The following is a 26063-nucleotide window of genomic DNA, read 5'->3' as shown; positions in this document are numbered from 1 at the left end:
TATTTAAAAATGAAACATTATCTTAATCATATCGGTAAAATTAAATGAAAAATCTAAAGTTAAAAGTAATATCGAAATACCTAAGACCATACAAAAAAGAATTTCTATATGGAGCATTAGCACTCTTGGTGGTTAACATATTAAGTGTTGTAATACCATTAGAAGTAAAAAATATAATAGACCAATTACAAACTGGTTTTTCTTCAGACTTTATAATTTCTAAATCTTTATGGTTAATCTTTTTAGCTACATGTATGGGTTTAATAAGATTGGCTTCGAGACAGATTGTCTTCGGGATAGGCAGAAAAGTTGAAGTAAATCTTCGTCAGAAACTTTTCGATCATTTACTTATCCAAGACCCAGAATGGATACAAAAAAAAGGAAGTGGAGACATTATCAGTAGGGCCACAAGTGATGTTGAAAACATAAGAAGACTTTTAGGTTTCACTGTTTTAAGTCTATGTAACATTGTTTTAGCTTATTCATTCACTATTCCATCGATGTTTTCGATTAACAAAACACTAACAATATCCGCTTTAATGATATTCCCATTAATACTAGGGATTGTTAGTTTATTTGGCGGTAGAATGGTAAGTCAAAGAAAAGCTCAACAAGAATCCCTATCCAAACTTAGTGATCTAATACAAGAAGATCTTTCTGGCATAAGCGCTATAAAAATTTATGCGCAAGAAAATGCAGAAAAGAAAGAATTTAATATACATAATAATTCTTATCGAAATGCGGCAATAAAACTTGCAAGAACAGCAAGTACTCTATTTCCATTGCTTCAAGGAATTTCCTCAATTTCTTTATTAATATTATTAGGCTTAGGTACTTATCAACTAGAGAGTGGATACATTTCAATAGGTGGTTTAGTAGCTTTAATTCTTTATGTTGAACGGCTTGTTTTCCCGACCGCTCTACTAGGTTTTACATTGAATACTTTTCAACTCGGTCAGGTAAGTTTAGATCGTGTAGAAGAAATATTTCAGAGCAATCCACATATTGTAGATGGATTAAACACTAAATCTTTAAAGAGTAAGATAAAAGGATTATTACAAGCAAAAGATTTAACGATAAAGTACCCTGGATCAAAATTTAATTCATTAAATCGTCTCAATTTTACAATTTATCCTGGAGAACTTATTGCAATAGTTGGGCCTGTAGGTTGTGGTAAAACAACATTAGCAAAATCTCTTGGAAGAACCATTGAAATTCCAGACGGTCAATTATTTTTAGATGATATTGATGTAAAAAATATAAAATTAAGAGATCTTAGAAAAAATATTTCAATCGTCCCACAAGAAGCATTCTTATTTACTTCCACGATCACCGAAAACCTTCGTTTTGGAGACCCGAAAGCTAAAAAGGAATTAGTCAAAACAAGTGCTAAAAAGGCAGGATTGATAGATGATATAAATAATTTTCCTCAAAAGTTCAAAACAATTGTGGGTGAAAGAGGCATTACACTAAGTGGAGGACAGAGACAAAGAACTGCACTTGGACGAGCATTATTAGTAAATTCTCCCATTGTCGTACTTGATGATGCATTAGCAAGCGTTGATAATAAAACAGCAGCAATAATAATAGATGAGATGCGAGAAAGAAGTAAAAAAACAATCTTAATGATAAGCCACCAACTATCAGTGGCTGCAACTTGTGACAGGGTTTTAGTAATGGATAAAGGTGAAATAGTACAAGAAGGCAATCATCAAGACCTAGTAAAAGAGAAGGGGTTATATAAACAACTTTGGGAAAGAGAATTAGCAACTAAAATTGTTAACAGTTAAAAGCAATTTTTCAGACTATGATATAAAAATTTAAGATATGTTTGAATTTCTAAAAAACATTATGAATAATGAAGCTAAAACTTTAGATAATGAAATTAATTCAGTTCATAGAATATTAAAAACAGATATTAAATTAGAACCTAATCCTAATGAAGATGAAATAATTTTTGGGTGTGGTTGTTTCTGGGGAGCGGAAAAATGTTTTTGGAAACTTCCAGGAGTTGTTACAACTTCAGTTGGATATGCTGGTGGGGATAAAAGCAACCCTAGTTATTACGAAGTATGTTCCGGTTTAACTGGTCATTCAGAAGTCGTACGAGTTATCTGGGATAAAAGTGAAATAGATATAAGTGATTTATTAAAAATGTTTTGGGAATGCCATGACCCTACACAAAAAAACAGACAAGGTAATGATATGGGGACTCAATATAGATCAGCAATTTATTATAAAAATGAAGATAATAAAAAAATAATTTACGCCAGTAAAGAACAATATCAAAAAGAACTAAATAAATTTAATCTAGGTTTAATTGAAACAGAAATAAAATTGATTGATAAATATTTTTATGCAGAAAACTACCATCAACAATATCTTGCATCCCCAGGTGCTAGACAATATTGTTCTGCTTCTCCTACAAAAGTTAAGTTAAAAAGTTTTCCTGGAAGTAATTACAAATTAAAAGACTATATTTGGGAAAATTTTGATTGGGATGTTAACAAATGTGTATTGAGATCTGATAACAATCCTATAAAGAATAACTTTTAAATCCTTCTTAATCTTTATAGTAATAAAACGGGGCGTAGCGCAGTTTGGTAGCGCACCACTTTGGGGTAGTGGGGGTCGTGGGTTCAAATCCCGCCGTTCCGATTACTTATCATCTTCATTTATAAGAGATTTATATAGTTTATATGAGCTAATGCCAACTGCTACGAAGGTAAAAGTTGAAAAAAACGCTAACACTACTACTGTAAGGTTTGAAACTTCAACTTCACCAAGCTGGAAAGATAGAAGAATATTCATTAAACAATTTTTTTCAACACTAACACAATTGCAAAATCTTTTTTAAAACTTATCATAAATTTAGAAGAATCAAGATAGCAAAAACAATTCGATAGATTATAAATAATTTCAAACCATTTGCACAAAAATACTTTAATAAAAAATCGATTGCTAATAATGAAGATAAAAATGTCGAAATGAGACCAATAATTAAAGGTAAAAAACTTAACGAATAAAATTCATTGAAAGAATTAATGAATTCAACAAATGAGGCAATAGAGATGGCTGGTATGCCTAAAAGAAAAGAGAATTTAGCAGCATCGCTTCTCTCCCATCCAGATAAAAGAGCGGTAGAAATAGTAACACCAGACCTTGAGAAACCTGGAAATATAGCAAATGCTTGAGAAAAACCTATCAAAAAACTATCAGTGTATCTATGATTCCTTAAATTTATAGATCCTTTCTTCGAACCATCTGCTATGAACATAAAAAAAGCCATTAGGATGGAAACCAAAGCTATTGATAAATGCGAAAGTAGAAAATTTTCAGAAAAATAAGGTACAAATATCTTTATACAAGAACCAAGAAAAACAATTGGGATAGTTCCAATCAAGATTGATATAAATAATCTTTCATGTAAGAAATCATCAAAAAACTTTTTTGAATACTTACTTCTTAATTTAAAAAAATCATTCCTAAAATACCAAATCATAGCCAAAACACTTCCAAATTGAATAATCGCAGAAGTAGAGGGTCCTGGATCATTAATTCCCAAGAGATTAGATATGATTTTCAAATGAGCTGTACTACTTACTGGAATAAACTCTGTTAAACCTTGAATTATGCCATATAAAATAAATTCTAAATATTCCAAAAACTTATATAAATTACTATTTTATTAGTAGCAAATTAGAAAATACAATTTACATTTAATTAAGTAAAACCTAATTTAAATTAATGAAAAATAATTTTTACAATAATATTATCTCTTTTTTTATCTATTCTTTATTCTTTTTCACTAAGGGTTAAATTATTGGTTAGTTAATTGACTTATAGATAAAGAGCAGAAATTATGCCTGAGGTAAGTGGAATAACAGATACAAAGTGAACTTATTACTATTGAATACTTTGATATTTATAAAAAATACAGGTTAGAAATTACAAAAGAAATATATATCAATTCTGCAATTTGATAGTAAATGGAATTGTATTTTTAACAGTAATAATTAATTTAGTTACCTTTTTACATCATGAGCACAGCCATCGCCTTTATAATTTTCACTTTCATAAAAATCATTTTTTGTGCCAAAGTAAACAGTTAAAAGAACGAATGGCAAACTTAATATAAATAAAATGTTTGTTAAATCCATAATTTAATGGTTGAGATAAGGAACTTAAAAAATTAAAAAAGAAATTTATTAATTAAACAAAGTATTAATAATAGGTAGGTCCTTTGATCCCAAGATAAAAGAAGGCTCCTAAACCAACTAAAAGTAAAACTCCTGCAATAGCGGCTGAGGGAACAAAACTTCCTATTGCAAAAGAAGAAAATTGATACATTATTAAAACCAAACTAGTTTGATAATATCAATAAAAATTAGTTATTTGTAAAAGATTGTGACTCGAAGACAATTTCATGATTTTGATTTTAGGCCACTAAACTCGAATCCTCATTATCAGATGAAACTCTTATTCTTTCTTCCAACTTAGGGCCATATAATTCATTTCCCCAGATTTCAACTCTAGAGTCGTTTGGGGCCATAAAAGTAAGAATGTCAGTCGGGAACAATACTCTCTCTAAAAAAAAATTTGTTGGACCAATACATCTTAAGACTACCATTCTACAACCTTCATTTTTGTAAGTGAACTCAACCATCTCTGAACAACAAATTAAACACTATTTAACACTAATTGGATACACAAAAAATGTATAAAAAATTACTGAAAAAAAAAATTCAAAAAATACTACAAATTTAATCTAGTCTCAAGTAAATTTCTTTCTTGATCAATTAATAACAACGCATAAGAATTTATAACATCAAAACTTTTATGAGGAATGGAAACATTAAGCATTCTCAAAAAATTATTTAATTTTACATCTTTAAGGGCGTTTCCTTTCTGTAAAAGCATTTCTTTTTCTTGATTTGTTTTCCAAGTATTCATATATTCAAATTTCAAAGGTTTTAAGTGCCAAATATTATCTATTAAACTCCAAACATCTAAATATTTATTTAAATTAGATTGAATATTACCTATATAAGAAGATTCCTGAGGACTCAACTCTGCTGAAATTATATGTTGGTGATTAACATCGCTAGAGGAAGGCTCTATTCCCAAAAACCATCCCTCAATAATTAATAATTCAGGATTATCTAACCTCCAATGGGATCTATCTCCTAATCCATTTCTTAAAGATTTGTCGAAAACAGGTACATTTAATTCTCCATTTTTTTTCCAATTTAATAATTTTTCATGCATTAATTTTATTGAATGACTACCAGGAAAACCTCTTGAAACATTCCAAGGATTATTCTTAATGGCTAATTTCATTTCATCTGAAGGGAGATAAAAATCATCTATTGAAATAACAGAAATTTTGAAATTTAATTTTAACGATATTGCTTCAAGCCATTTACCTAATGTTGTTTTACCTGTACCAGGGAGAGCTGAAATCCCAATTATTTTTCTATCAGAAAATTTCTTTTGAAATATGTAAGCCTGAGATAAAAGAGGCAAAGCCAAACCCCAAATCCAATCATCATTTACTTTATTATTCCAATATTGATCAATTGAAAGAATATTTTTTTGATTATTCCAAAAATTGAACCAATCTTCCGAGGACTCCCAACCAATATCAATAATTAATTTTTCAAATTTATCAAGAGAAAAATTAATATCTAAATCTTCCATGTTTCTAAATTAGTTCTCTCTTATTTATCAATTTATTAATTTCATTTTTCCAACCATATCCATTAGGTTCAGAAGCCAAAGTAAATTCAAAATCTTTTAATTTTTGAAGTAAATTCAAGTTAGGTCCATCTATCCCCGGAATAACAATCCTTATATCTGAATTTAAAAGTAATGGCAAATCATTTGGAGAATCACCCAAACCTATAATTTCAACTTTTTGAATATTTGAATATTTTTTAAGAGCATTAATTGCCTTTCCTTTATTCGAATTTGTAGATAATAAATGACTCATTCTGTTTCCTTTGTAAATATCAACTTCAAACTTTTTACAACAGATATTAATTTTTTCTTCTAAACAACTGGGAGGATTTAGAAAAGGCATACTCCAATGCCTATCACGCATTAAGTTCAATGAATTGCCTTTTAAGCCTGTAAGCTGAGTCGCTTCTTTATCAGTGAGATTATTAAGTGGAATAAGTTTGTAATCAATTTCTTTAGAAATAAAGTTTAAAATTTCTTCAAGTAATTCGTATTTTTTCCCAAGGATAATTTCTCCATTAACCATTTCAAGATATTCACCATATATCGCTGCACCATTTTCAACAATATAAGGATCCTTTAAATTTAGTTGCTTTCTAATAACCTCTACTTCAGATGCTGTCTTGCTTGTACAAAGAATTACAGGAATTGACAATTTTTGTAGTGTTTTTATAGTTTCTTTAGCAGGTGTTAAATCATACGAGTGATCCATTAATGTACCATCTACGTCTGTAACAACCCAAAGTGAAGAATTCTCAATCATTTTAAATAACACCTAGCCAAATAACTTGAAAAGGGTCAAGACTAATATTTTTCCAATTGTATTTAGTGGATGTTAAAAAATCTCGCATATTAAAATGATTATCTTTTATTTCTGGTAAATCAATATCATTCAATTGATAATTAATCTTGTTTTCTGTCATATTATGGATTGCAAAAACAGAATCAGGACCTTTACCTCTTTTTAAGACAACAATATCGCTTCTACCTTTAGACAAACATTTCATTTCTGAACAAGGATGAAATTGCTTTAGTTCTGACCTGAGATCCATAGCATTACGAAGATATTTTAGGTTTTTATTAGCATAAGATTCTGGATTATTTAAAACAGATAAAAGATTGTCTTGTTTAAATTTTTCTCTATTCAGGTCTCTTCTTTGACCTGTCATAGAAAAACTTTTGATATCATTTTCTGAAGCAAGTAATGCTGGCAAATAAAAGGCAGGTATACCTTTCAGGGCCATTACTAATAATTGAGTCAAGATAAATCTCTCAAACTGGAATCTATTAGAATCTCTACTCGAGTCTTCCATTGCGCTCCACCAACTAATATTCAATTCATAAGGTTTATCATCACCATTTGATAAACGTCTATGACTTACTAGTCCTCCTCTTTTCTCACAATTAATTAATAAATTATTAATTCTCTGCTGATTCATTAGACCTTCCAGAGCTCTTAACCCAACACCATCATGTGATGCAGTGAAATTAAAAAGAGTAGTATCGTCAGGTAATTTTGGCCAATCAAAAATCCATGAGTTTAAAATATCAGCTCTTGAAGTGATAATCGCCTCCAAGAGGAGAGGAGGTAACGGAAAATTATAAGCCATATGTGCTTCATCTTCTGGAATAAGATAAGATAAATTTTCTTTCTGAGGAACATTAGTTTCTGTTATTAAAACTCCATCTTCAAGAAGATTATTTAATAATAGTCTTAAAATTTTTACAATTGAATGTGCTTTTGGCAAATGCAAGCATGTTGTTCCAGATTCCTTCCAAATAAAACCTACAGCATCAAGCCTAAACCATTTAATTCCATTAGATAAATAAGTAATAATTAAATTTAAGAACTCAAGAGTCATTTTTGGATTATGCCAATTCAAATCTATTTGATCTGGACCAAAAGTTGTCCAAACTTGTTTAGGACCATCTTCAGTATTTATTAGAGAAAACAATGATGAACTTCTTGGTCTAACAACATTTGACCAGTCAAGATTTTGTTCTGGTGAAAAAACATTTGATATTCCTGGTTCTTTGGATTTAATAAATTGTTGAACCCATGGGTGAGATGATGAAACATGGTTTAGTACTAAATCAGCCATTAAAAAATGATTTTTAGAAATACTTTTGAGATCATCCCAACAGCCAAATTTTTCTTCTAGGGAATCATAACTTGAGACTGCAAAACCCCCATCGCTTGTCGATTTCAAAAAAGGAAGAATATGTACAACTTTCGAAAGGCTGCCAAAATGTTTACTTAACAATTCTCGAAGAGTAATTAATGTTGCCTCCCCATTTTTATAAATACTATCTGCATAAGTTATTAAAACCGAATGAGATTGATTCCACCTTTCTTTTTTACTTATTTCTTCATAAGCATATTTCTCTGAGAAATCATCTAAAATCTGTAATAATTGATTTGAAATAAAATTAATTTCTTCTGTAGTATTATTTGAATAAATTGTTTTCAACAATTTATAAAGTTTTAATCTATCTAATTTTTTCTCTGAATCAATTTGCTTCACTTTGAAAAAATCATTGAAGTATTAACACTATTCTGCACATCAATTAGAAAATGGACTTTCAACAAGGTTTAATCACAACAATACATGAATATGGAGTAACTAGCGATTTACTTATAGAATTAAACAAAAGTCTCAAAAAAAGATCAACTAGCATTCTAATACCTTGCTTATTTGAAGAATTTGAACGCACAGCATTAAAAGATATAAGAGAAGTTTTAAAAAACCTTACAGGCTTAAATGAATTAGTTATAGCTCTCTCTGCAAAAACTGTTGATCAAGTTAAAGCGGCTAAATCATTTTTTGACTCAATGCCATTCCCAGTTCACGTTCAATGGACTAATTCTCCTTACGTAATAGAGCTGTTAAAAAACCAAGAAAAAAATGGGTTGGAACTTTTAGGAACTCCTGGTAAAGGGTGGGCTGTATGGCAAGGCATAGGAGTCGCAACTAGAAAATCAGACGTTGTTGCTCTTTTTGACGCTGATATAAGAACTTTTAGTCCTTTGTATCCTTCAAAAATGATACTTCCACTTCTAGATCAATCGTATGGAATATCTTATGTAAAAGCTTTTTACAGTAGGTTATCTTTAGAAACAAATCAATTACAAGGTAGGGCAACAAGATTATTTGTGGGTCCCTTATTAGCAAGTCTTGAGCAGTTAGTCGGGAAAGGGCCCTTTTTACACTATCTACAATCATTTAGATATCCATTAGCAGGTGAGTTTGCTTTTACTAAAGACCTTGCCATGAATTTAAGAATACCTTGTGACTGGGGTTTAGAAATAGGTTTATTATCAGAGGTTTATAGAAACGTAAGGACCTCCAAAATAGCGCAAGTTGACCTAGGTTTATTTGACCATAAACATAAGAATATTGGTGATTCTTCTAAAGAAGGATTGCAAAAAATGTGTACAGAAATACTTTCAAGTGTTTTAAGAGGTCTTATGGAACATCAGGCCGAGACCTTAACTAGCACTCAACTAGCAACTTTAGAAGTTCTTTACAAAAGAGTTGGAGAAGATCGAGTAAAACAATTTGGATTAGATTCAGCGGTTAATCAACTTCCATACGATAGGCATGAAGAAGAGCTATCAGTACAAAAATTTGCAAAACTATTAAGACCTGCTACAGAAGATTATCTAGCTTCCCCTACTACACAGCAGTTACCAAGTTGGTCAAGAGTTCTATCTTGTGAGAACAAACTCCAGGATGATTTAGCTATTGCTGGTTCAAAAGATATAAAGACAAGCGAAAAAGAATTAATTAAAAACTTCTAAAGCAAAAAGTACCTCTGAGCCATTGGGACTTCATCAAGGGGTTCACAAGTAAGAAGTTCTCCATCGGAAAAAACTTCGTAAGTTTGAGGATCAACTGAAATATTTGGCAGTTTACTATTAAGTTTTAAATGTGATTTATTGATATTTCTTGTATTTTCTACAGCGATACAATTCTTTTGTAATCCTAACTTTTTAGGAATATCTTGATCTATTGAATTTTTACTTAAAAAAGTGAAGGAACTCTTAATGAGGGATTGTCCAAAATTTGCAAACATAGGTCTCCCATGTACAGGACCTGGGGTTGGAATTGAAGCATTTGCATCACCCATTTGGGACCAAACTATCGAACCTCCTTTAACAACTAATTCGGGCTTAACCCCAAAAAATGAAGGTTTCCACAATACCAAATCTGCAATTTTTCCCTTTTCTATAGACCCAACATACTTATTAATACCATGGGCTATTGCAGGATTAATTGTAACCTTGGAAATATATCTTTTTACTCTGTAATTATCGTTCCTATCAGAATCCTGAGCTAACGGACCTCTTTGTACTTTCATTTTATGAGCAGTTTGAAAAGTTCTTGTTATTACTTCACCTACTCTCCCCATAGCTTGAGAGTCACTAGCGATAATTGAGAAGGCACCTAAATCATGTAGGATATCTTCCGCCGCAATAGTCTCTCTTCTGATCCTTGATTCAGCGAATGCAATATCTTCTGGAATTTTAGAATCTAAATGATGACAAACCATTAGCATATCAAGATGTTCCTCTAATGTATTTCTCGTATAGGGTCTTGTTGGATTAGTACTACTTGGAAGAACATTTTTTTCTCCACAAATTTTAATAATATCTGGTGCATGACCTCCACCTGCTCCTTCTGTATGAAAAGTATGAATTGTTCGTCCTGCAATAGCATTGATGGTATCTTCAACAAAGCCTGCCTCATTTAAAGTATCAGTGTGAATACAAACTTGAACATCAAACTTATCTGCAACATTAAGACAAGAATTTATTGTGGATGGAGTCGTTCCCCAATCCTCATGCAGCTTCAATCCGCATGCACCAGCTTCAACTTGATCAATAAGATTCCTCTCGTTTGTTGAATTTCCTTTACCAAAAAATCCTAAATTCATGGGGAATGCTTCTGCAGATTGAAGCATTCGAGAAATATGAAAAGAACCAGGAGTACAGGTAGTTGCATTTGTGCCTGTTGCAGGTCCAGTTCCTCCTCCCAGCATAGTTGTAATTCCTGAAGCTAATGCTGTCTCAATTTGTTGGGGGCATATAAAATGTATATGGGTATCTATTGATCCAGCAGTAAGAATATGCCCCTCTCCTGCTATTACTTCTGTGGAGGCACCAATAACAATATTTACTTTATCTTGAATATCAGGATTACCTGCTTTGCCTATTTCAAAAATCTTTCCATCCTTTAAACCAACATCGGCCTTAATTATTCCCCACCAGTCTACAATCAAAGCATTAGTTATTACAGTATCTACAGCCCCATCTTCTCTAGTCGCTTGAGACTGTCCCATCCCATCTCGAATAACCTTACCTCCGCCAAATTTAACTTCATCTCCGTAAATAGTTAAATCCTTCTCTACTTCTATAAATAGTTCCGTATCAGCAAGCCTTACTCTATCCCCAATTGTGGGTCCATAAGTTTGAGCATAAGTTTTTCTGTCAATTTTATAGGACATAATTTTAAGTATCTAAAGAACCGTTAACTAATGAATTGAAACCATATACTTTTCTTAAACCTAAATATGGAATTAATTTGACATCTGTTGTATCTCCTGGTTCAAATCTAATTGCTGTTCCTGCAGGAATGTCAAGACGCATACCAAGTGTTACTTCTCGGTGAAAAATTAACGCCTTATTAGCTTCAAAAAAGTGATAATGAGATCCAACCTGCACTGGTCTATCTCCAGAATTCGAAACTGTTACTGTTTTGACTTCCTTACCAAGATTTAATTCGATTTCATCTTGTTCAGTAATTATTTCGCCAGGAATTAATTTACTCATAACTAATTAATCGGATTGTGAATAGTAACTAATTTAGTCCCATCAGGAAAAACTGCTTCTATTTGAACCTCATCAACCATTTCAGGAATGCCCTCCATAACTTGTGATTTAGAAAGCCAAGTAGTTCCTTCAGACATTAATTGACTTACACTTTTGCCATCTCTTGCCCCTTCAAGAACTTGAAAACTTAAAAAAGCAATCGTTTCAGGATAATTAAGCTTCAGACCTCGATTAAGTCTTCTTTCAGCTAAAAGTGCAGCTGAAAAAATTAATAATTTATCCTTTTCTTGAGGTGAAAGATGCATAATAAAAAATTAATCTATAAAATCTTAAAAAATGTTCTCTCTGAACATAATTAATAATTCATAGAATCTTGTAAAGGCCATACACCTTGATATCTTGGCTCACAAAATCCACAAATAGACCTAATTTGTTTCCAAATACAAAAAAAACATTTCCTAGCATCTTGAGAAGAACTCCCTAAGAATCGTACAGAAATACCATTTTCAAGAATTCCTATAGATAATTGACTTACACTTTCTTTAAAAATATTTTTTATGTTTTCTACTAAATTATTGATTTTTGATTTGGAAAAATCTTTTTCGCAAATCCAAATTAAGGATCCAAAGACAGGCATATAATCCATGCCAGACTTTGCTTCATAACTCGCTTTAGATAATTCAATTTGATCAACATATTCCCAATCATCATATAAATCGTTGTTTCTTAAAATTTCTAATTTGGATCTAAAAACTCCATTTTCAATGGCTTCTCCAGAAGAAGATCTTCCAAGTCTTATTAAATCAGTAAATAAAAAACTTGAAGTTTCTGAAATACATACTTTAAACTTCTGATCATAAAGACCATTTGCAAAAATAATTGTCTCTTGAGGGAGATATTCCAAATGAGAATTATCATGAATGGTTATATGATTTTTTTGCTTAGAAAAAACTCCCTCTGGATTAATTTTAGATCTGCCTACCGATCCGTATACTTTCTGAGCTGAAGAAGTGGTTAACAAAACCTTAGAGTTTTTCTCAAGATTTGCTTCAAATTCAAGCAAATCTCCTCCAACCAATCCACCTGCTGTATGAAGAATAGGTAAAATGCATCGGCCTTCTTGATCATTAGTAGACTTCAATAATTTATAAGGAGAAGTTGATTTAGATTTAAAGATTGTTTTATCAACATTTCCCAAACTTGCATTATTATTAAAAAAATTTAAGAAACAATTACCTTCCCATGAAGTTTTAATCATAAATTGTTTTCTTTAATTACTAAATTAAAGTAACTAAAAATTTTGATTATGAGAATAAACAAACAAATTGTTGTAACTGATTGGATTAAGGATAAACCTGGATTAGGTTCATTTTTAAAACTTACTTTAAGTGCTGATGAAAGACGAATCTTACGAGGCAAAAGAATAACTGATTGCGATCAAGAAGTATTTTTACAATTACCTAGAAAAGGCAAATTAAATGATGGAGATATACTTTCAACGAATGAGTCCAACTTTTATGTAGAGATAATTGCAAAAAAAGAAAATTTAATCGAAATACGTTCAGATTCTAATTTTGAACTTATTAGAACTGCATATCATTTAGGCAATAGACACGTAGAAGTAGAAATTGATAAAGAAATTCTTTTAACAAAAAGTGATTACGTTATTGAGGATATGCTTAATAATTTTAATGTTGACATAACAAATACAAAGAAAAAATTTTTTCCTGAAACAGGAGCTCATTACCATGAATGAAAGTCACTTATTAAAGTATTTATTAATAAGTCCTAATTTACCCGTTGGAGGATTTTGTTATTCTGAGGGATTTGAAAGTTTTTTTGATAGCAAAAATATAAAAGAACCTGAGTATGTTAAAGATCTTATTACGAATGAATTATTAATTGGCCAGATTAGACTTGATGCAAGACTATTATTAGATTTTTTTGAAATTTTCAATGAAATAAAAAACAAAAAAAATATAAAAAATAATTTGCAAAAGTTATTAAGTTTGGATAAATGGATCCTCTCAAGTAAGGATTCTGCCGAAATAAGAGAACAACAATTTCAAATGTCAGAATCTCTTTTTAATTTAACAAAAGAATTTGGATTTGAATATCTCTTTGAAAAAAACAAAAAAAATTCTTGGTCTTTAGCATGGAGTTGGGCCTGTTATTCTTTTGAAATTACGAAATTGGAGATGGTAGAGAATTTTTTATATGCATGGAGTGCCAATCAACTAAGTGCAACTTTAAGGCTTATTCCTATGGGTTCAACAAAAGCACAATTAATTCAAAAAGATTTACTAGAAATAATTTCTACAGTTTCTAAGGAAATTATGGACAAAGAAATTGATGACATCTATTTTGGCAATGTAGGTTTAGCTATGGCACAACAAAATCATAAAGACCTATATACAAAACTTTTTAGAAATTAATTTATGAGTAGTAAATTGAGAGTAGGAGTTGCTGGGCCTGTCGGTTCAGGGAAAACTGCATTAGTAGAGACTCTATGCTTAAGTCTCAAAAAAAATTATGAGATAGCAGTTGTTACTAATGATATCTACACTAAGGAAGATGCTAACTTTCTTATAAATAAAAAAGTTTTAGAAGAAGGAAGAATTATTGGTGTAGAAACAGGTGGTTGTCCTCATACAGCAATAAGAGAGGATTGTTCCTTGAATAAAAATGCAGTAGTTGATTTAGAAAATAAATATAATCCCTTAGATTTTATTTTTGTAGAAAGTGGAGGCGATAATTTAGCTGCTAGTTTTAGTCCAGAACTTGTAGATTTATCAATTTATGTAATTGATGTATCTGCAGGAGACAAAATCCCTAGGAAAGGTGGACCCGGAATAACTAGATCAGATTTGTTAATAATAAACAAAATTGACTTAGCAAATATGGTTGGTGCAGATTTAAATATTATGAAAAGTGATACAGAATTAATGAGAAAGGGAAAACCCTGGTTTTTTACGAACCTAAGTAACGGCAAAGGCGTTGAAGAAGTAACGCAATTTTTAAAATTGCAAATACCTAATCATCGAGACTAGAAAAATAATAATAAGTTATATATTGGATTCAACAAAAAGTTACGACAGATACAAAAGTAATTGCCACTCGTTAATAACTTTTACTTTATCCCCTTAATGAGGATCATTTACCTAATTTAAACGAATTCATGAGAATTTCAAGGCGTATTTTGGCAGGATTAGCTACTGCCTCACTCGCGGTCACAGCAACTTCGTGTGGTGGAGGTGGAACCTCCGGAAGTTTCGATGACACTGTAACCGTTGGTATTTTGCATTCGTTATCTGGAACAATGGCGATTTCCGAATCAACTCTTGTTGACACTGAAAAAATGGCTATTGAAGAGATAAATGCTGCCGGCGGAGTAACAGTTGGCGGTAAAAGCTACAAGATTGAGTACATAGTTGAAGATGGAGCCTCTGACTGGCCGACTTTTGCTGAAAAATCCAAGAAACTTATAGACCAAGATGGTGTGCCTGTCGTATTTGGTGGTTGGACATCTGCAAGTAGAAAAGCAATGTTACCAGTCTACGAATCAAAGGATGCATTCCTTTACTACCCAATTCAATATGAAGCCCAGGAATGTTCTAACAACATTTTCTACACAGGAGCCACACCAAATCAACAGTCAGAACCTGCTACAGATTTCATGTATAAACGTTCTCCAGCGGCCGGTGGAGATTTCTTCCTTGTAGGTTCAGATTATGTATTCCCAAGAACTTCCAACACAATTACAAAAGCTCAGGTAAAACAGCTAGGCGGTAAAGTTGTTGGAGAAGATTACCTTCCATTAGGAAATACTGAAGTCGCTCCAATTATCTCAAAAATCAAAAAAGCTTTGCCTGAAGGTGGAATTATCATTAACACACTTAATGGTGACCAAAACGTTGCATTCTTTAAACAGATCCAAGACGCAGGAATTACTCCTTCAAGTGGCTACTACGTAATGAATTATTCTATTGCGGAAGAAGAGATTAGTACTATTGGTCCTGAATTCCTTGAAGGTCACTATGGTGCATGGAACTACATGATGTCAATTGATACTCCTGCATCTAAAAAATTTGCTAAAAGTTTCAAGAAAAGATGGGGAGCTGATCGTGTTGTAGCTGACCCTCAAGAATCAGCATATAATATGGTTTATCTATGGAAACAGGCAGTTGAAGATGCTGGAACATTCGACGACAACGCAGTAAGGGAGGCATTAGTTGGACAAACGTTTGATGCCCCACAAGGACCTGTTGAAGTTATGCCAAATCACCACCTCTCTCAAACAGTAAGAATTGGAGAAATCAATGCAGAAGGTGGATTTACAATTCTTGAAGAGACAGGAGTTGTTCTTCCTCAAGCATGGAACCAAAAGCATCCAAGCTCGAAAGGATATGCATGTGATTGGACAGATCCTTCAAAAGGAGAAAAGTATAAGCTTTAATTAAATTTAAACTCATACTTCAAAATAAAAGGAGGTTAACACCTCCTTTTATTTTATATAATCAAATTTTTCTATTTTTAAATTTTAAATTGGAGTTACTTCTAGATAGTCTTTTTAATGGTGTAGCAATCGGATCTGTACTACTTGTTGCTGCTTTAGGACTAGCAATTGTTTTTGGGCTTATGGGTGTAATAAATCTAGCCCATGGTGAACTTATGATGCTTGGAGCCTACACAACATACGTTACACAATTAATTTTCAAATTACCCATCTTAAAACCTTACTATAATTCCTATATCATAGTTTCAATTTTCTTTGCTTTCATAGTTAGTGGTGTAGTAGGTATTCTATTAGAAAAAACAATAATAAGAAAGCTTTATGGAAGTCCATTAGAAACACTTCTTGCTACATGGGGTGTAAGCTTAATTCTTCAACAATTTGTTAGAAGTGTGCCATTAGCCTATGGGACAGGTTTAATTATAAGTTTAATAATTGGTTTATTTTTACCAACAATATTCCCTTCAAAAATAAAAGAATCAATCAATTTCAAATATTTTAAATTTAGTTCTTGGATTTTTGCTGGTTTAAGTGGTGCTCTGACTGGTGGTGTAATCTCATCTTCTATAAGCAAACTTAGTAGAGCAAGTGCTCGTAATGTTGATGTAACAGCACCTGCATGGATGAGAGGTCAAGTAGAAATTATTGGCACTGCATTTCCTAAAACAAGACTAATGATAATTGTGATTACATTAATCTCTGTAATAGCAATTACATTATTTCTAAATCAAAGTGCATGGGGGATGCGTATAAGAGCAGTAACTCAGAATCGTCAAATGAGCGATTGCCTAGGAATATCGACTGAAAAAGTGGATGTAATTACATTTGGAATAGGATCTGGCTTGGCAGGAGTTGCTGGAGTGGCAGTATCACTTTTAGGTTCTGTGGGGCCAAATGTTGGAGGAAATTACATAGTTGGTTGTTTTATGGTTGTAGTGCTTGGAGGAGTAGGTAATTTATTAGGAACTGTACTTGCTTCCTTTGGAATAGGAATCATGACAGATTTAATAGGAGCTGGAAGGCTCTTATCAATATGGCCAGACTTGCCTTTGCCTCTTTCAAACACAATCAACTTTTTTGCGACAACAAGTATGGCAAGAGTAATGATATTTGCATTAATAGTTATATTTTTACAATTTAAACCTACAGGTTTATTTCCTCAAAAAGGGAGGATGGTTGAAAACTAATGACCCTAAGTAAAATTAAATTTAATAAAAAGATCATATTATCAATCTGGATAATATTAATAGCTTTAATCATTGCAGCACCAACTTTACTTCCTGTATTTAGATTAAATCTTCTTGGTAGATATTTATCTTTGTCTATAGTTGCTCTTGGGGTTGATCTTATCTGGGGATATACAGGTTTATTAAGTCTTGGGCAAGGAATATTTTTTGCACTTGGTGGTTATTGTGCAGCAATGTATTTACAAATAACCAGTTCTTCTGAATTCCCAAATAATATTCCTGAATTTTTTGCTTTATATGGCGTAGAAAAATTACCTTTTTTCTGGGAACCATTTAGATCGCCAGTTTTCACATTATTTGCTATCTGGATAATTCCTGCATTGGTTTCTGGTTTAATCGGATTTCTTGTCTTCAGGAATAGAATCAAAGGCGTATATTTTTCTATACTTACTCAAGCATCTCTACTCGTTTTCTTTAACTTTTTTAATGGGCAACAAAAACTTATAAACGGAACAAATGGATTAAAAACAGATGTAACTCAACTATTTGGTCAGATGGTAGGTTCTGAGTCCTTGCAAAGAATGTTCTTTTGGGTGACAGCCATACTAGTAATAGCCGCTTGGTTTTTTGCAAAGTGGGTAGTTAAAGGAAGATTTGGAAATATTCTCATAGGAATTCGTGATGACGAACCAAGAGTTAGGTTCACAGGATACAATCCTGTAATATTCAAGACAATAATATTTTCTATTGCTGGAGGACTTGCTGGAATTTCTGGAGCTTTATACACTGTTCAATCAGGAATAGTTTCACCTCAATTTATGACCGTTCCATTTTCTATAGAAATGGTTATCTGGGTAGCCGTAGGAGGGAGAGGAACTTTATTAGGAGCAATATTAGGAGCAGTATTTATCAACTATGCAAAAAGTCTAATAAGTGAAGCTTTACCTGCTAGTTGGATGTTTATCCAGGGAGGATTATTTATTTTAGTTGTTACAGCATTGCCAGAAGGCGTTTTAGGATGGATTCAAGGAGATGGGCCTAGGAATCTTCTTCAAAAAATTGGATTTAAAAGGAAGATTGAAACCTATCCAAGCTTGGAAGTCAAAAATAAGGAGGTACAATAGTGAATAATAAAGATCTACTAAATTTAATCGATATTACTGTTAGTTTTGAAGGTTTCTTAGCTCTTAACAAACTTAATTTAAATTTAAAGAAAGGAGAATTAAGAGCAGTAATAGGACCCAATGGAGCTGGTAAAACAACATTTCTTGACGTAATAACTGGGAAAGTAAAACCAACTAAAGGTGAAGTAATTTTCAAAGGGAAATCATTAATTGGTCAAAAGGAGCACAAAATCGTTCGACTTGGAATAGGAAGAAAGTTTCAAAGTCCAAGGATCTTTGAGAATTTAACAGTTAAAGAAAATCTTGAAATATCTGTATCAACTCCTAAAAGTCCCTTAAACCTTATAAATAAAAATCTTAAAGATGATCAGCTTGATGAGATTGAACGTCTAACGAAAATTATTAATTTATCTCATAAAGTCAATTCAAAGGCTGGTTCTTTGTCTCATGGCCAAAAACAGTGGCTGGAAATAGCCATGTTAGTAGGACAGAAGCCAGATTTAATGCTTGTAGATGAACCTGTAGCTGGCCTAACGGATGAAGAGACAGATCTTACTGCTGATTTATTGAAATCTTTATCAGGAGAAAATACTGTTGTTGTAATAGACCACGATATGGAATTTATAAGAAGACTGGATAGTAATGTTTCAGTATTAAATCAAGGAACAGTATTATGTGAGGGGACAATGGAAACGATACAAAAGGACAAAAAAGTCATTGACGTCTATTTAGGAAGACCTGAGGATTAGTTATGGAAAATTTACTAGAAATTAAATCATTAAATACATTTTATGGCGAAAGTCATATTCTTAGAGATGTAGATTTAAATGTTAAATCAGGAGAAATGGTTTGTTTAATAGGAAGAAATGGAGTTGGAAAAACAACTTTATTGAAATCACTTATCGGTTTGTTAAAGCATAAAAAAGGTGATATTTTTTTGGCTGGAGAAAATATTAATAGAAAGGCGCCTCATCAGAGAGCGAGAAAAGGCATGGCATATGTTCCTCAAGGGAGAGAAATTATTCCTTACTTATCTGTTGAAGAGAACCTAATGTTAGGAATGGAGTCACTGCCGGGTGGATTATCTAAGAACAAGAAAATAGATCCATTTATTTATGAATTGTTTCCAATTCTAAAAGACTTTCTTCAAAGAAAAGGAGGAGATCTTAGTGGAGGTCAACAACAACAACTTGCTATTGCAAGAGCATTGTTGGGCAAACCTCAACTTCTATTGCTTGACGAACCAACGGAAGGTATTCAACCAAATATAGTTTTAGACATTGAAAATGCAATTAATCAGATAATTAGAGATACAGGGATTGGAGTTTTATTAGTTGAACAACACTTGCATTTTGTAAGACAAGCCAATAGATATTATGCTATGCAACGAGGTGGAATTGTAGCTAGCGGACATACTAGTGAGTTAAGTCAAGCAGTTATTGATAAATTCTTAAGTGTTTAAAGAGATTATTAATTTTAAAAAACTAAAAAGATTTTTTATGTTTCACATCTTATAAGGTCAATACTGTTTGGATGTTCATTTATATACTTATTAAATTCCATCGCTAATGTTCTAGCCTCGTAGGCATCAAAAGCATAAAAGCAATTTTCTAATCTTGTATTTTGAAAATCACGATAATGTACAGTATATGGTCTCAAGGTATTTTTTTTGCTCATTTTAATTTGCTAAAAAGAAATTTCTTTCATAACTCAACAATGAACATTTTTATAAATAAAAAGTATATCTTTTGTTGTTATCAGAATATATTGAATTAAATTATGTATTTATGGATACTTTAAACAAGCCTAAAAGTAATTAATGCCTTACTTTTTTTTTAGAATCTTGCTTTCTACCCTCTATTAAAAAAACAAATTTTGATAAAATTTTTCCAAAAACTGGAACCCAAAACTTTTCATAGAGAAATTTCATAAAAAATTAAGCAACTAACGGTTCATTATCTTCGAATTCAGTTTTATTTATATTCTTTAAATCTATTGAATTAAATAATTGTTGAATAAGAAGTAAATCAAGTTCCCCTTTCAATAAATTATTATCGGAAAGAAGTAGATCATCAACAAAATCATCAAAAGTATCTAATAGAGGATTCACAATAAAAATTTATTTTTGTCATTATCATCTCATCAACAATAAAAGTCAACATAATTTAAATTTTAATCTCAAAATTTGTATAAATTTATGGCAAGACTAGAAATTTATAAAAGAAATATGAAAAACCAAAATAATAGATTTAAGATTAAACTCAGTGATTATTTTTGTGCCAATTCGCATAGAAGATCTTAATAGGTTTTTATTTGCAACAAATTCTTGATATCAATCCAAAAAGATTTTAAAAATAAATTATGAATAAATTATTTATTAATTAGTTCGAAATACCCCTTTTTGTTCAAAAAGTACTTATCGAACCATAGGTTTAAAAGATTATCTAACCCTACTCCATTCATTTTATTTAGTTGAGAACTCTTATAGTCTGAAAGTGCTAGCAGTAAATACGGAAAAATCATATCAGAAACCCCTTTGGGGAGTTTTTCTAGAGGAACCCCATGCGCTCTATCCCATAAAATCTGCATATCCTGAGAAAACAAAGAGCTCCAATAACTAAAGTTGCAATATAACTTTTCCGGAGGCAAAAGATTTATAGACAAAATTGGGGATGATGAATTCATAATAAATAAATAATTTTATGGATTAATTGATTTCATAACTTTGAAATGAGTATAAATAATTTTTAACAAGTAAATCGCCACAAATAAATTCATATTAAATTTATCACACAGTGCTGTACTTTACAACACCTAGCAACTATTAAATTCATCCATAATTTCCTGAAATTTAAGAAATGATATAAACTTTTTATAGGTTTGTAAATCAAAATTCTCCTGATTTATCTGTTTTAAAAGGTTTGTATTATCAGAATGTTTATAATTTCCTGAATTAGTATTAATTGTGGATCTCTTAATATATTTAAAATCAGAAGAATCTTCAGATAAGTTTTGTGAATCATCTTTAATGTCTTGATATAAACGAATTGACTTTCCTGTTTTTTTGTTAAATATACCTCTTACAGCGAGTGCTTCCTCTACTAAAATACTGATTATTTTTGAATTACTTAAATTATTCTCTATGCTAAGTTTATGGATTATTTTCATAACATCTTCTCTTGGAATAAAACCAACTCTTTTTTTCTTTGTAGGCATTGATAACGAATAAAGTTCAGCACTTATCTGTAAATAGTGTTGCACTATATTCATAATAAGTCAATAAAATACTAATAATCATTCCGACAACATTACTATCTGTAGCTATGGGATATCTTTCCTTTAATTCTAAAAAGAAACTTTCAAAGGATGATCGTACTCCTTTAGAAAACACCAAGGGAAACGATGATATATAAAGATTTGGAAGATCTATTTATTTAAAATCACTTTAAAGAACTTCGTTTCTTAACTTAAAGATATACAAATCTGTAACCATAATTAGAATCATAATAAACTCTTAAAATCTATGACTGTTCATCAAGATTACGAAATAAAAATCAATTTAAATGAATTGATTGAAAAGAGAATTCCATGCTGTGATTTACTTCATCCAAATCATTGTTTAACAGAAAAACAAGTCTCTGAAATTGCACATGACATTCGCATGGATTTAAATTTGCATGATCTTTATAAGCAAGTAGATCAACACATCATGAACTATGTAAATGCAGCTGGTATTGATAACAACGATCATTGGGTTGAACCGCATCTTCCAGATTTAGAAAGGGATTTAAAAGAAGAAGTTGGTATAGAATTTGATTAATCATATTTACTTTTAAAAATAAATTATTAATAGATGTATTTTTTTTCTAAATCATCAATTAGTTTATAAATACTTTTAGCTGATCTCTTCCTTTTCTTCAAAATTGAAAAAACTATAAATCCAATTATTACTATAAAAAGAGGACTTAAAATTATAATTTCATGATTCATAGCTAATGAATAATAATCATCTATAATATTTAAATTACTTAGAAAGTATGCATCAATAAAATAGGTACTTTATACAAATAAATTTCACTATAAACAATTAAGAATTTTTATCAAAAAAAGAAAGCGTAAATAATTTTTTATAAATTAAGTACTAAATAAACTTTAATTCTATAAAAGTAATGATGAATTATTTCGCGTTAACAATCAAAGAGATGGGGATTGGTAAATTAGAATTATCCGTGATTGGAGTCGTAATTTTATTATTTCCAATAATGTTTATTTATGCATCTAAAAACCTTGATGCTAAGGGTGTTTTTGAGTGGATGCTTGATAAGCCTAGTGATTGGATAGGGAGAAAATAATACTTTAATAATTTCGATATATCTAATCAAATTTTAATTTTTCTAAACTACTAATAGGAAAATCATAAACATCGCAATTATTTTCTAAACCATTAACTATTGAATCTTTTAGTTGCGAATAATCTATCAATTTATTGAGTTTATTATTTTTAAATTCCTTGTTAGTTTCTCCAATAGCGAATGCCAAAGCACCTTCATAAGAGATACCAAATTTGGAAGTGTTGCAGTAAGTTCTAGTGAATTTATTAGAAATCTTATTAGTATACTTCTCAAGATTTTTAGAAGAAGTATCTAATGAGTAAACTGGAATACTAAATACAAGAAAAAAAGTTAAGATAAAGATAGTTAAAACCCTTTTGATCATGATATTTTATCAATTCAAAATTTAATATAATTTAGAATTTATCTGAGCTGATTATATTTTATTAAAAATTACACAAATTAAAATTTTCAATAGATTAAATAAGCATTCCATATTATGCAAGTCAAAAGCTATCTAATATGAAGATCTTGAAGATTGAACTTTTTAGGTAATTTTTTAAAAGACACCTAATAGTTTTGGGCTAATCTAAATTGGTATCTAAAATTAACAAACACAAAAAAGCCTAGGAATTCAGTAAATAATTAACCAAAAATAAATAAACTAATTATTAAAAAAAATGCCTCAGCTATGGCAATGTATTTGAGCTTGAATTATTGTTTAATTAACAATTAGGAAACAACATATGGCATTACCAGAATTAATATATGCTCCTATTGATGGAGGAACAATACATAGATATGAAATTATTGGTGGTAAAAGAAAGTTCTTAAGATTTATAGGTTGTTATCTCGGCCAGTGCAATTTCCACAAAAATATTGAAGATGCTAATGATTACATAAAAAATTTAAAAGAATTACAAAAGATTCAAAAATTATAAAATAAAGAAAGTTAGATAAAAATACAAGGAGCTCATTGATTTTGTAGAAAGAGATAATTATTGCTACAAATAATAGAGAATTATAGTTTTATTAGAAATTAATTATTTACTTGAGTTATAGTTCCGATAGATAACTTGTCAATAAAAAAGAAATTAATTTATGGAAAACAAACAAATTAATTTTTTTAAATCTAAAGACTTAAATACCGTTCTTAAGCCTTTTGAGAAAGGTTCGGTAGTAAAAATTGACTCGTTTGATATTAGAGAAAATAAAAATGATTTAAATATAGGTTTATTTGGTTGGTATGCAATCTGTCCTTCAAAAGAACTAAAAAAAAATAAGCTTCATTATTTCTCTCTCTATGATGAGCCACTTGTTCTTTACAGAGATGAGAATGAAAATGTAAAGTGCATCAAGAATATTTGTCCTCATAGGGGAGCATCTTTTTTTGGAGGCACAATATCAAATGGAGTATTAACTTGCCCATATCACGGGGCAGAATTCTCATCTGAGGGTAGTTGCCAAAATCTAGATCGAATAACCTGTAGCCACATAATAGATAATAACTATGATAATTACGCCAAAAAAATTCATTTATCTCAATACAAAGCTTTAGAAAAAGATGGATATATTTTTGTACATTTTTCAAAAAAATCTGAAACTGATTTAAATAATCTAATTGAGGATTCGCCTATAACTAACCACGAATTATCTCACAATGGCTTTTTAATTGAAGATTATGTGTCGGAACAGGTTTTAGTTGACTTCAAATGTGATTGGTCAAGGATAATTGAAAATCACTTAGATATTCTTCATCTATTTTGGGTTCATGGGGATACAATTCCTGATAAAGATGTTAATAAAAACGTACTTGTTAGTTTTAAACAAAAAATTAATATTACCCCAAAATACATTGAAAGTATTTACTTCTACAAAAATGACCCTTCAAAAGAATTTATCCGTATAAAATACATTCCACCAGGAAGGATCTTAATTTATAAAGGAAATCCTTCAGCATGTCGATATTTACAAGTTCTAGATCATATTCCACTAGGAGATAATAAAGCAAGAGTAATAGTTAGGCATTACAGGAAATTTTTAAAAAATAAACTACTTAATAACCTCATATTATTTAAAGAGAATCAAAGAAAAATTTTTTATAAGATATTTAATGAGGATTATATGATTTTAAAGACGCAGACATATAATCACAAATTGGAATTAATTAAAAAAGATGAAATAAAATTATTGGGAGAAGACAGAATAATAAATTATTTCTGGAAGTGGTATAAGAAGTCTGAAGAGAGAGATAGGCCTTGGAAAAATATTAATAAAACTGAAAATCATAACGTATATGATAATGTTATATTGAAATATCCTCCAGAGATTAAGAATCTAGAAGTTATAAATAATATGGATATTATAAGAAAAACATTATTAAGATTTGCCGCTCCACTACTGATTTTCATGTTAATCATATAATTTATGAATAAAGTAAATAGACCTCCATGGTTGAATTGGCTTTATCTTTTTATATTTATTTTAAGCTCAATTCAATTAATTATATTTTGGAGCAATAAGTTTAGTGGTTAATAACTATTGGTTTGAGGCAAAAAATATAAATTGTTTTAAGAACGGTTTTAAAGTAATTAAGAATTTAGATTTAAAAATAACATATTCAGAGAATGTAATATTAATCGGACCTAATGGTGCTGGTAAATCCTCATTAATAGAGGTAATTAATAGAAACATATACCCGGTAGTAGCCGATAATTCTATGCTAAAAATATTTGACAAAGAAAATATAAATTTATGGGAACTAAGAAAAAGAATAAGTACAGTAAATAATGATATTAAAAATAGAATAAATCCAAATCTGAAAGTCTATGACTTAATTAAAAGTGGACTATATGGAAAATATTGCTACATATCAATTAAATCTGCAGAAGACCATTATAAAGTAGAAAGTCTTATGAAAGTTATGAATATCTCAAGTTTAGCTAATAAATTTTTTTCCTATTTATCAGATGGAGAAAAACAGATTATACTCATTGCTAGAGCGTTAATTAGAAAACCAGATATATTAATCCTGGATGAACCAATTGCTAATTTAGATTATAAATCAAAGTTTTTTGTAATTGATAAGATTAATGAATTATCAAAATCAAATACAAAGATTTTTTGTGTAACACACGATATTTCAATGATTACAGATATTTATGACCGAGTCATAATGATAAAAAAGGGTGAGCTAATCGCTGATGGAAATCAAAAGAAAGTTATAAATAGTTCAAATCTTAAAAAATTATATGGTATTGATGCAGAAGTAATTAAAAAAAATGGATTATGGTTTTTAAACAGATTGTTTAAATAATAATTAGAAAAATTGCTATT

General features: G+C 30.4%; 33 protein-coding genes and 1 tRNA gene. 17 read left to right on the top strand and 17 right to left on the bottom strand.

Annotation, left to right across the window (positions count from 1 at the left end; translation table 11 throughout):
• Positions 1-44: 44 nt before the first annotated feature.
• From SOI86_RS01445 to SOI86_RS01435, 3 genes are all read left to right on the top strand, one after another.
• Positions 45-1790: an ABC transporter ATP-binding protein gene (locus tag SOI86_RS01445; RefSeq protein ID WP_320681850.1), complete on the top strand. Its 1746-nt coding sequence runs from the start codon at positions 45-47 to the stop codon at positions 1788-1790.
• Positions 1791-1827: 37 nt separating this feature from the next.
• The gene (gene msrA / locus SOI86_RS01440) at positions 1828-2556 is read left to right on the top strand and encodes a peptide-methionine (S)-S-oxide reductase MsrA (RefSeq protein WP_320681849.1); all 729 of its coding nucleotides are present in this window, start codon (positions 1828-1830) and stop codon (positions 2554-2556) included.
• Between the two features lie 28 nt (positions 2557-2584).
• Positions 2585-2658 (top strand) — tRNA-Pro (locus tag SOI86_RS01435).
• Here SOI86_RS01435 and SOI86_RS01430 read toward each other — a convergent pair.
• From SOI86_RS01430 to SOI86_RS01395, 8 genes are all read right to left on the bottom strand, one after another.
• Positions 2659-2811 (bottom strand): hypothetical protein, encoded by a 153-nt coding sequence (locus SOI86_RS01430; protein ID WP_320681848.1) that lies wholly within the window; start codon positions 2809-2811, stop codon positions 2659-2661.
• A 52-nt stretch (positions 2812-2863) separates the two neighbouring features.
• Positions 2864-3664 (bottom strand): undecaprenyl-diphosphate phosphatase, encoded by an 801-nt coding sequence (locus SOI86_RS01425; protein ID WP_320681847.1) that lies wholly within the window; start codon positions 3662-3664, stop codon positions 2864-2866.
• A 361-nt stretch (positions 3665-4025) separates the two neighbouring features.
• The gene (locus SOI86_RS01420) at positions 4026-4160 is read right to left on the bottom strand and encodes a hypothetical protein (protein WP_320681846.1); all 135 of its coding nucleotides are present in this window, start codon (positions 4158-4160) and stop codon (positions 4026-4028) included.
• A 64-nt stretch (positions 4161-4224) separates the two neighbouring features.
• On the bottom strand, positions 4225-4350 hold the full coding sequence (locus tag SOI86_RS01415; RefSeq protein ID WP_320681845.1) for a hypothetical protein: 126 nt from the start codon (positions 4348-4350) through the stop codon (positions 4225-4227).
• Between the two features lie 88 nt (positions 4351-4438).
• A complete protein-coding gene (locus SOI86_RS01410; RefSeq protein ID WP_320681844.1) occupies positions 4439-4666 on the bottom strand; it encodes a DUF1830 domain-containing protein in 228 nt (75 codons plus the stop codon).
• A gap of 89 nt (positions 4667-4755) precedes the next feature.
• A complete protein-coding gene (locus SOI86_RS01405; RefSeq protein WP_320681843.1) occupies positions 4756-5700 on the bottom strand; it encodes a kinase in 945 nt (314 codons plus the stop codon).
• A gap of 4 nt (positions 5701-5704) precedes the next feature.
• Positions 5705-6502, bottom strand: coding sequence for a mannosyl-3-phosphoglycerate phosphatase-related protein YedP (gene yedP, locus SOI86_RS01400; protein WP_320681842.1), 798 nt, complete (start codon positions 6500-6502; stop codon positions 5705-5707).
• Position 6503: 1 nt separating this feature from the next.
• Complete coding sequence (locus SOI86_RS01395; RefSeq protein WP_320681841.1) at positions 6504-8264, bottom strand: sugar phosphorylase; 1761 nt, start codon at positions 8262-8264, stop codon at positions 6504-6506.
• A 50-nt stretch (positions 8265-8314) separates the two neighbouring features.
• Between SOI86_RS01395 and SOI86_RS01390 the strand changes: the two genes are divergently transcribed.
• Positions 8315-9541 (top strand): glycosyl transferase, encoded by a 1227-nt coding sequence (locus SOI86_RS01390; RefSeq protein ID WP_320681840.1) that lies wholly within the window; start codon positions 8315-8317, stop codon positions 9539-9541.
• Here the strand turns inward: SOI86_RS01390 and ureC are convergent.
• Genes ureC through SOI86_RS01370 form a run of 4 tightly spaced genes read right to left on the bottom strand, consistent with a single transcriptional unit; the run spans position 9538 to position 12830 of the window.
• Complete coding sequence (ureC, locus tag SOI86_RS01385; protein WP_320681839.1) at positions 9538-11247, bottom strand: urease subunit alpha; 1710 nt, start codon at positions 11245-11247, stop codon at positions 9538-9540. The two genes, SOI86_RS01390 and ureC, sit on opposite strands and share 4 nt — an antisense overlap.
• A gap of 4 nt (positions 11248-11251) precedes the next feature.
• Entirely contained in the window at positions 11252-11572 is a 321-nt protein-coding gene (locus tag SOI86_RS01380; RefSeq protein WP_320681838.1) for an urease subunit beta, read from the bottom strand.
• A 2-nt stretch (positions 11573-11574) separates the two neighbouring features.
• Positions 11575-11877, bottom strand: coding sequence for an urease subunit gamma (locus SOI86_RS01375; RefSeq protein WP_025924424.1), 303 nt, complete (start codon positions 11875-11877; stop codon positions 11575-11577).
• Between the two features lie 50 nt (positions 11878-11927).
• Positions 11928-12830: an urease accessory protein UreD gene (locus tag SOI86_RS01370; protein ID WP_320681837.1), complete on the bottom strand. Its 903-nt coding sequence runs from the start codon at positions 12828-12830 to the stop codon at positions 11928-11930.
• Positions 12831-12878: 48 nt separating this feature from the next.
• On the opposite strand from SOI86_RS01370, the gene ureE reads away from it, so the two are divergent.
• The 8 genes from ureE (at position 12879) to urtE (ending at position 19858) form a co-directional block, all read left to right on the top strand.
• Positions 12879-13328 carry an urease accessory protein UreE gene (ureE, locus tag SOI86_RS01365; RefSeq protein ID WP_320681836.1) on the top strand — a complete coding sequence of 150 codons (450 nt, stop codon included), beginning with the start codon at positions 12879-12881 and terminating at the stop codon, positions 13326-13328.
• The gene (locus SOI86_RS01360; RefSeq protein WP_320681835.1) at positions 13321-14007 is read left to right on the top strand and encodes an urease accessory protein UreF; all 687 of its coding nucleotides are present in this window, start codon (positions 13321-13323) and stop codon (positions 14005-14007) included. The genes ureE and SOI86_RS01360 overlap by 8 nt, the downstream gene beginning before the upstream one ends.
• A gap of 3 nt (positions 14008-14010) precedes the next feature.
• Positions 14011-14622 (top strand): urease accessory protein UreG, encoded by a 612-nt coding sequence (gene ureG, locus SOI86_RS01355; protein WP_320681834.1) that lies wholly within the window; start codon positions 14011-14013, stop codon positions 14620-14622.
• 128 nt (positions 14623-14750) lie between these two features.
• Positions 14751-16028, top strand: coding sequence for an urea ABC transporter substrate-binding protein (gene urtA, locus SOI86_RS01350; RefSeq protein ID WP_320681833.1), 1278 nt, complete (start codon positions 14751-14753; stop codon positions 16026-16028).
• An 89-nt stretch (positions 16029-16117) separates the two neighbouring features.
• A complete protein-coding gene (locus SOI86_RS01345; RefSeq protein WP_320681832.1) occupies positions 16118-17272 on the top strand; it encodes an ABC transporter permease subunit in 1155 nt (384 codons plus the stop codon).
• Entirely contained in the window at positions 17272-18396 is a 1125-nt protein-coding gene (gene urtC, locus SOI86_RS01340) for an urea ABC transporter permease subunit UrtC (protein WP_320681831.1), read from the top strand. The genes SOI86_RS01345 and urtC overlap by 1 nt, the downstream gene beginning before the upstream one ends.
• Positions 18396-19145, top strand: a complete 750-nt coding sequence (gene urtD / locus SOI86_RS01335; protein WP_320681830.1) for an urea ABC transporter ATP-binding protein UrtD — start codon at positions 18396-18398, stop codon at positions 19143-19145. The genes urtC and urtD overlap by 1 nt, the downstream gene beginning before the upstream one ends.
• Positions 19146-19147: 2 nt before the next feature.
• Positions 19148-19858 (top strand): urea ABC transporter ATP-binding subunit UrtE, encoded by a 711-nt coding sequence (urtE, locus tag SOI86_RS01330; protein ID WP_320681829.1) that lies wholly within the window; start codon positions 19148-19150, stop codon positions 19856-19858.
• Between the two features lie 35 nt (positions 19859-19893).
• On the opposite strand, the gene SOI86_RS01325 is transcribed toward urtE, so the two are convergent.
• The 4 genes from SOI86_RS01325 to SOI86_RS01310 all read right to left on the bottom strand — a co-directional run bounded on the left by SOI86_RS01325 (position 19894) and on the right by SOI86_RS01310 (position 21666).
• Positions 19894-20073, bottom strand: a complete 180-nt coding sequence (locus SOI86_RS01325) for a hypothetical protein (protein ID WP_320681828.1) — start codon at positions 20071-20073, stop codon at positions 19894-19896.
• Between the two features lie 259 nt (positions 20074-20332).
• The gene (locus SOI86_RS01320) at positions 20333-20506 is read right to left on the bottom strand and encodes a hypothetical protein (RefSeq protein ID WP_320681827.1); all 174 of its coding nucleotides are present in this window, start codon (positions 20504-20506) and stop codon (positions 20333-20335) included.
• Positions 20507-20766: 260 nt separating this feature from the next.
• Complete coding sequence (locus SOI86_RS01315; RefSeq protein WP_320681826.1) at positions 20767-21081, bottom strand: hypothetical protein; 315 nt, start codon at positions 21079-21081, stop codon at positions 20767-20769.
• A 129-nt stretch (positions 21082-21210) separates the two neighbouring features.
• Positions 21211-21666, bottom strand: a complete 456-nt coding sequence (locus SOI86_RS01310) for a hypothetical protein (protein ID WP_320681825.1) — start codon at positions 21664-21666, stop codon at positions 21211-21213.
• A 253-nt stretch (positions 21667-21919) separates the two neighbouring features.
• Here SOI86_RS01310 and SOI86_RS01305 point away from each other — a divergent pair, with 253 nt between their 5' ends.
• Together SOI86_RS01305 and SOI86_RS01300 are read left to right on the top strand one after the other, a co-directional pair.
• Entirely contained in the window at positions 21920-22216 is a 297-nt protein-coding gene (locus tag SOI86_RS01305) for a hypothetical protein (RefSeq protein ID WP_320681824.1), read from the top strand.
• Positions 22217-22568: 352 nt separating this feature from the next.
• A complete protein-coding gene (locus SOI86_RS01300) occupies positions 22569-22748 on the top strand; it encodes a hypothetical protein (protein WP_320681823.1) in 180 nt (59 codons plus the stop codon).
• 22 nt (positions 22749-22770) lie between these two features.
• Here SOI86_RS01300 and SOI86_RS01295 read toward each other — a convergent pair whose 3' ends face one another.
• A complete protein-coding gene (locus tag SOI86_RS01295) occupies positions 22771-23112 on the bottom strand; it encodes an RNA-binding protein (protein ID WP_320681822.1) in 342 nt (113 codons plus the stop codon).
• A 361-nt stretch (positions 23113-23473) separates the two neighbouring features.
• Between SOI86_RS01295 and SOI86_RS01290 the strand changes: the two genes are divergently transcribed.
• The 3 genes from SOI86_RS01290 (at position 23474) to SOI86_RS01280 (ending at position 26043) form a co-directional block, all read left to right on the top strand.
• Positions 23474-23668, top strand: a complete 195-nt coding sequence (locus SOI86_RS01290) for a hypothetical protein (protein ID WP_320681821.1) — start codon at positions 23474-23476, stop codon at positions 23666-23668.
• Between the two features lie 160 nt (positions 23669-23828).
• A complete protein-coding gene (locus SOI86_RS01285) occupies positions 23829-25151 on the top strand; it encodes a Rieske 2Fe-2S domain-containing protein (protein WP_320681820.1) in 1323 nt (440 codons plus the stop codon).
• A gap of 103 nt (positions 25152-25254) precedes the next feature.
• Positions 25255-26043, top strand: coding sequence for an ABC transporter ATP-binding protein (locus SOI86_RS01280; protein WP_320681819.1), 789 nt, complete (start codon positions 25255-25257; stop codon positions 26041-26043).
• Positions 26044-26063 lie beyond the last annotated feature (20 nt).

It is taken from the genome of Prochlorococcus sp. MIT 1314, assembly GCF_034093315.1.
Taxonomy (GTDB): Bacteria; Cyanobacteriota; Cyanobacteriia; order PCC-6307; family Cyanobiaceae; genus Prochlorococcus_A; species Prochlorococcus_A marinus_Y.
This window is presented reverse-complemented; position numbering and strand designations above follow the sequence as displayed.

Coding starts and splice junctions, on each gene's coding strand:
- SOI86_RS01290 (WP_320681821.1), top strand. CDS start 23,474: ATGGCATTACCAGAATTAATATATGCTCCTATTGATGGAGGAACAATA.
- urtC (WP_320681831.1), top strand. CDS start 17,272: ATGACCCTAAGTAAAATTAAATTTAATAAAAAGATCATATTATCAATC.
- SOI86_RS01420 (WP_320681846.1), bottom strand. CDS start 4,160: ATGGATTTAACAAACATTTTATTTATATTAAGTTTGCCATTCGTTCTT.
- SOI86_RS01380 (WP_320681838.1), bottom strand. CDS start 11,572: ATGAGTAAATTAATTCCTGGCGAAATAATTACTGAACAAGATGAAATC.
- urtA (WP_320681833.1), top strand. CDS start 14,751: ATGAGAATTTCAAGGCGTATTTTGGCAGGATTAGCTACTGCCTCACTC.
- urtE (WP_320681829.1), top strand. CDS start 19,148: ATGGAAAATTTACTAGAAATTAAATCATTAAATACATTTTATGGCGAA.
- SOI86_RS01315 (WP_320681826.1), bottom strand. CDS start 21,081: ATGAATTCATCATCCCCAATTTTGTCTATAAATCTTTTGCCTCCGGAA.
- SOI86_RS01325 (WP_320681828.1), bottom strand. CDS start 20,073: ATGAGCAAAAAAAATACCTTGAGACCATATACTGTACATTATCGTGAT.
- SOI86_RS01370 (WP_320681837.1), bottom strand. CDS start 12,830: ATGATTAAAACTTCATGGGAAGGTAATTGTTTCTTAAATTTTTTTAAT.
- msrA (WP_320681849.1), top strand. CDS start 1,828: ATGTTTGAATTTCTAAAAAACATTATGAATAATGAAGCTAAAACTTTA.
- SOI86_RS01410 (WP_320681844.1), bottom strand. CDS start 4,666: ATGGTTGAGTTCACTTACAAAAATGAAGGTTGTAGAATGGTAGTCTTA.
- SOI86_RS01300 (WP_320681823.1), top strand. CDS start 22,569: ATGAATTATTTCGCGTTAACAATCAAAGAGATGGGGATTGGTAAATTA.
- SOI86_RS01375 (WP_025924424.1), bottom strand. CDS start 11,877: ATGCATCTTTCACCTCAAGAAAAGGATAAATTATTAATTTTTTCAGCT.
- ureE (WP_320681836.1), top strand. CDS start 12,879: ATGAGAATAAACAAACAAATTGTTGTAACTGATTGGATTAAGGATAAA.
- SOI86_RS01390 (WP_320681840.1), top strand. CDS start 8,315: ATGGACTTTCAACAAGGTTTAATCACAACAATACATGAATATGGAGTA.
- SOI86_RS01360 (WP_320681835.1), top strand. CDS start 13,321: ATGAATGAAAGTCACTTATTAAAGTATTTATTAATAAGTCCTAATTTA.
- SOI86_RS01430 (WP_320681848.1), bottom strand. CDS start 2,811: ATGAATATTCTTCTATCTTTCCAGCTTGGTGAAGTTGAAGTTTCAAAC.
- SOI86_RS01310 (WP_320681825.1), bottom strand. CDS start 21,666: ATGAATATAGTGCAACACTATTTACAGATAAGTGCTGAACTTTATTCG.
- yedP (WP_320681842.1), bottom strand. CDS start 6,502: ATGATTGAGAATTCTTCACTTTGGGTTGTTACAGACGTAGATGGTACA.
- SOI86_RS01295 (WP_320681822.1), bottom strand. CDS start 23,112: ATGATCAAAAGGGTTTTAACTATCTTTATCTTAACTTTTTTTCTTGTA.
- SOI86_RS01285 (WP_320681820.1), top strand. CDS start 23,829: ATGGAAAACAAACAAATTAATTTTTTTAAATCTAAAGACTTAAATACC.
- SOI86_RS01405 (WP_320681843.1), bottom strand. CDS start 5,700: ATGGAAGATTTAGATATTAATTTTTCTCTTGATAAATTTGAAAAATTA.
- SOI86_RS01445 (WP_320681850.1), top strand. CDS start 45: ATGAAAAATCTAAAGTTAAAAGTAATATCGAAATACCTAAGACCATAC.
- SOI86_RS01305 (WP_320681824.1), top strand. CDS start 21,920: ATGACTGTTCATCAAGATTACGAAATAAAAATCAATTTAAATGAATTG.
- SOI86_RS01415 (WP_320681845.1), bottom strand. CDS start 4,350: ATGTATCAATTTTCTTCTTTTGCAATAGGAAGTTTTGTTCCCTCAGCC.
- ureG (WP_320681834.1), top strand. CDS start 14,011: ATGAGTAGTAAATTGAGAGTAGGAGTTGCTGGGCCTGTCGGTTCAGGG.
- ureC (WP_320681839.1), bottom strand. CDS start 11,247: ATGTCCTATAAAATTGACAGAAAAACTTATGCTCAAACTTATGGACCC.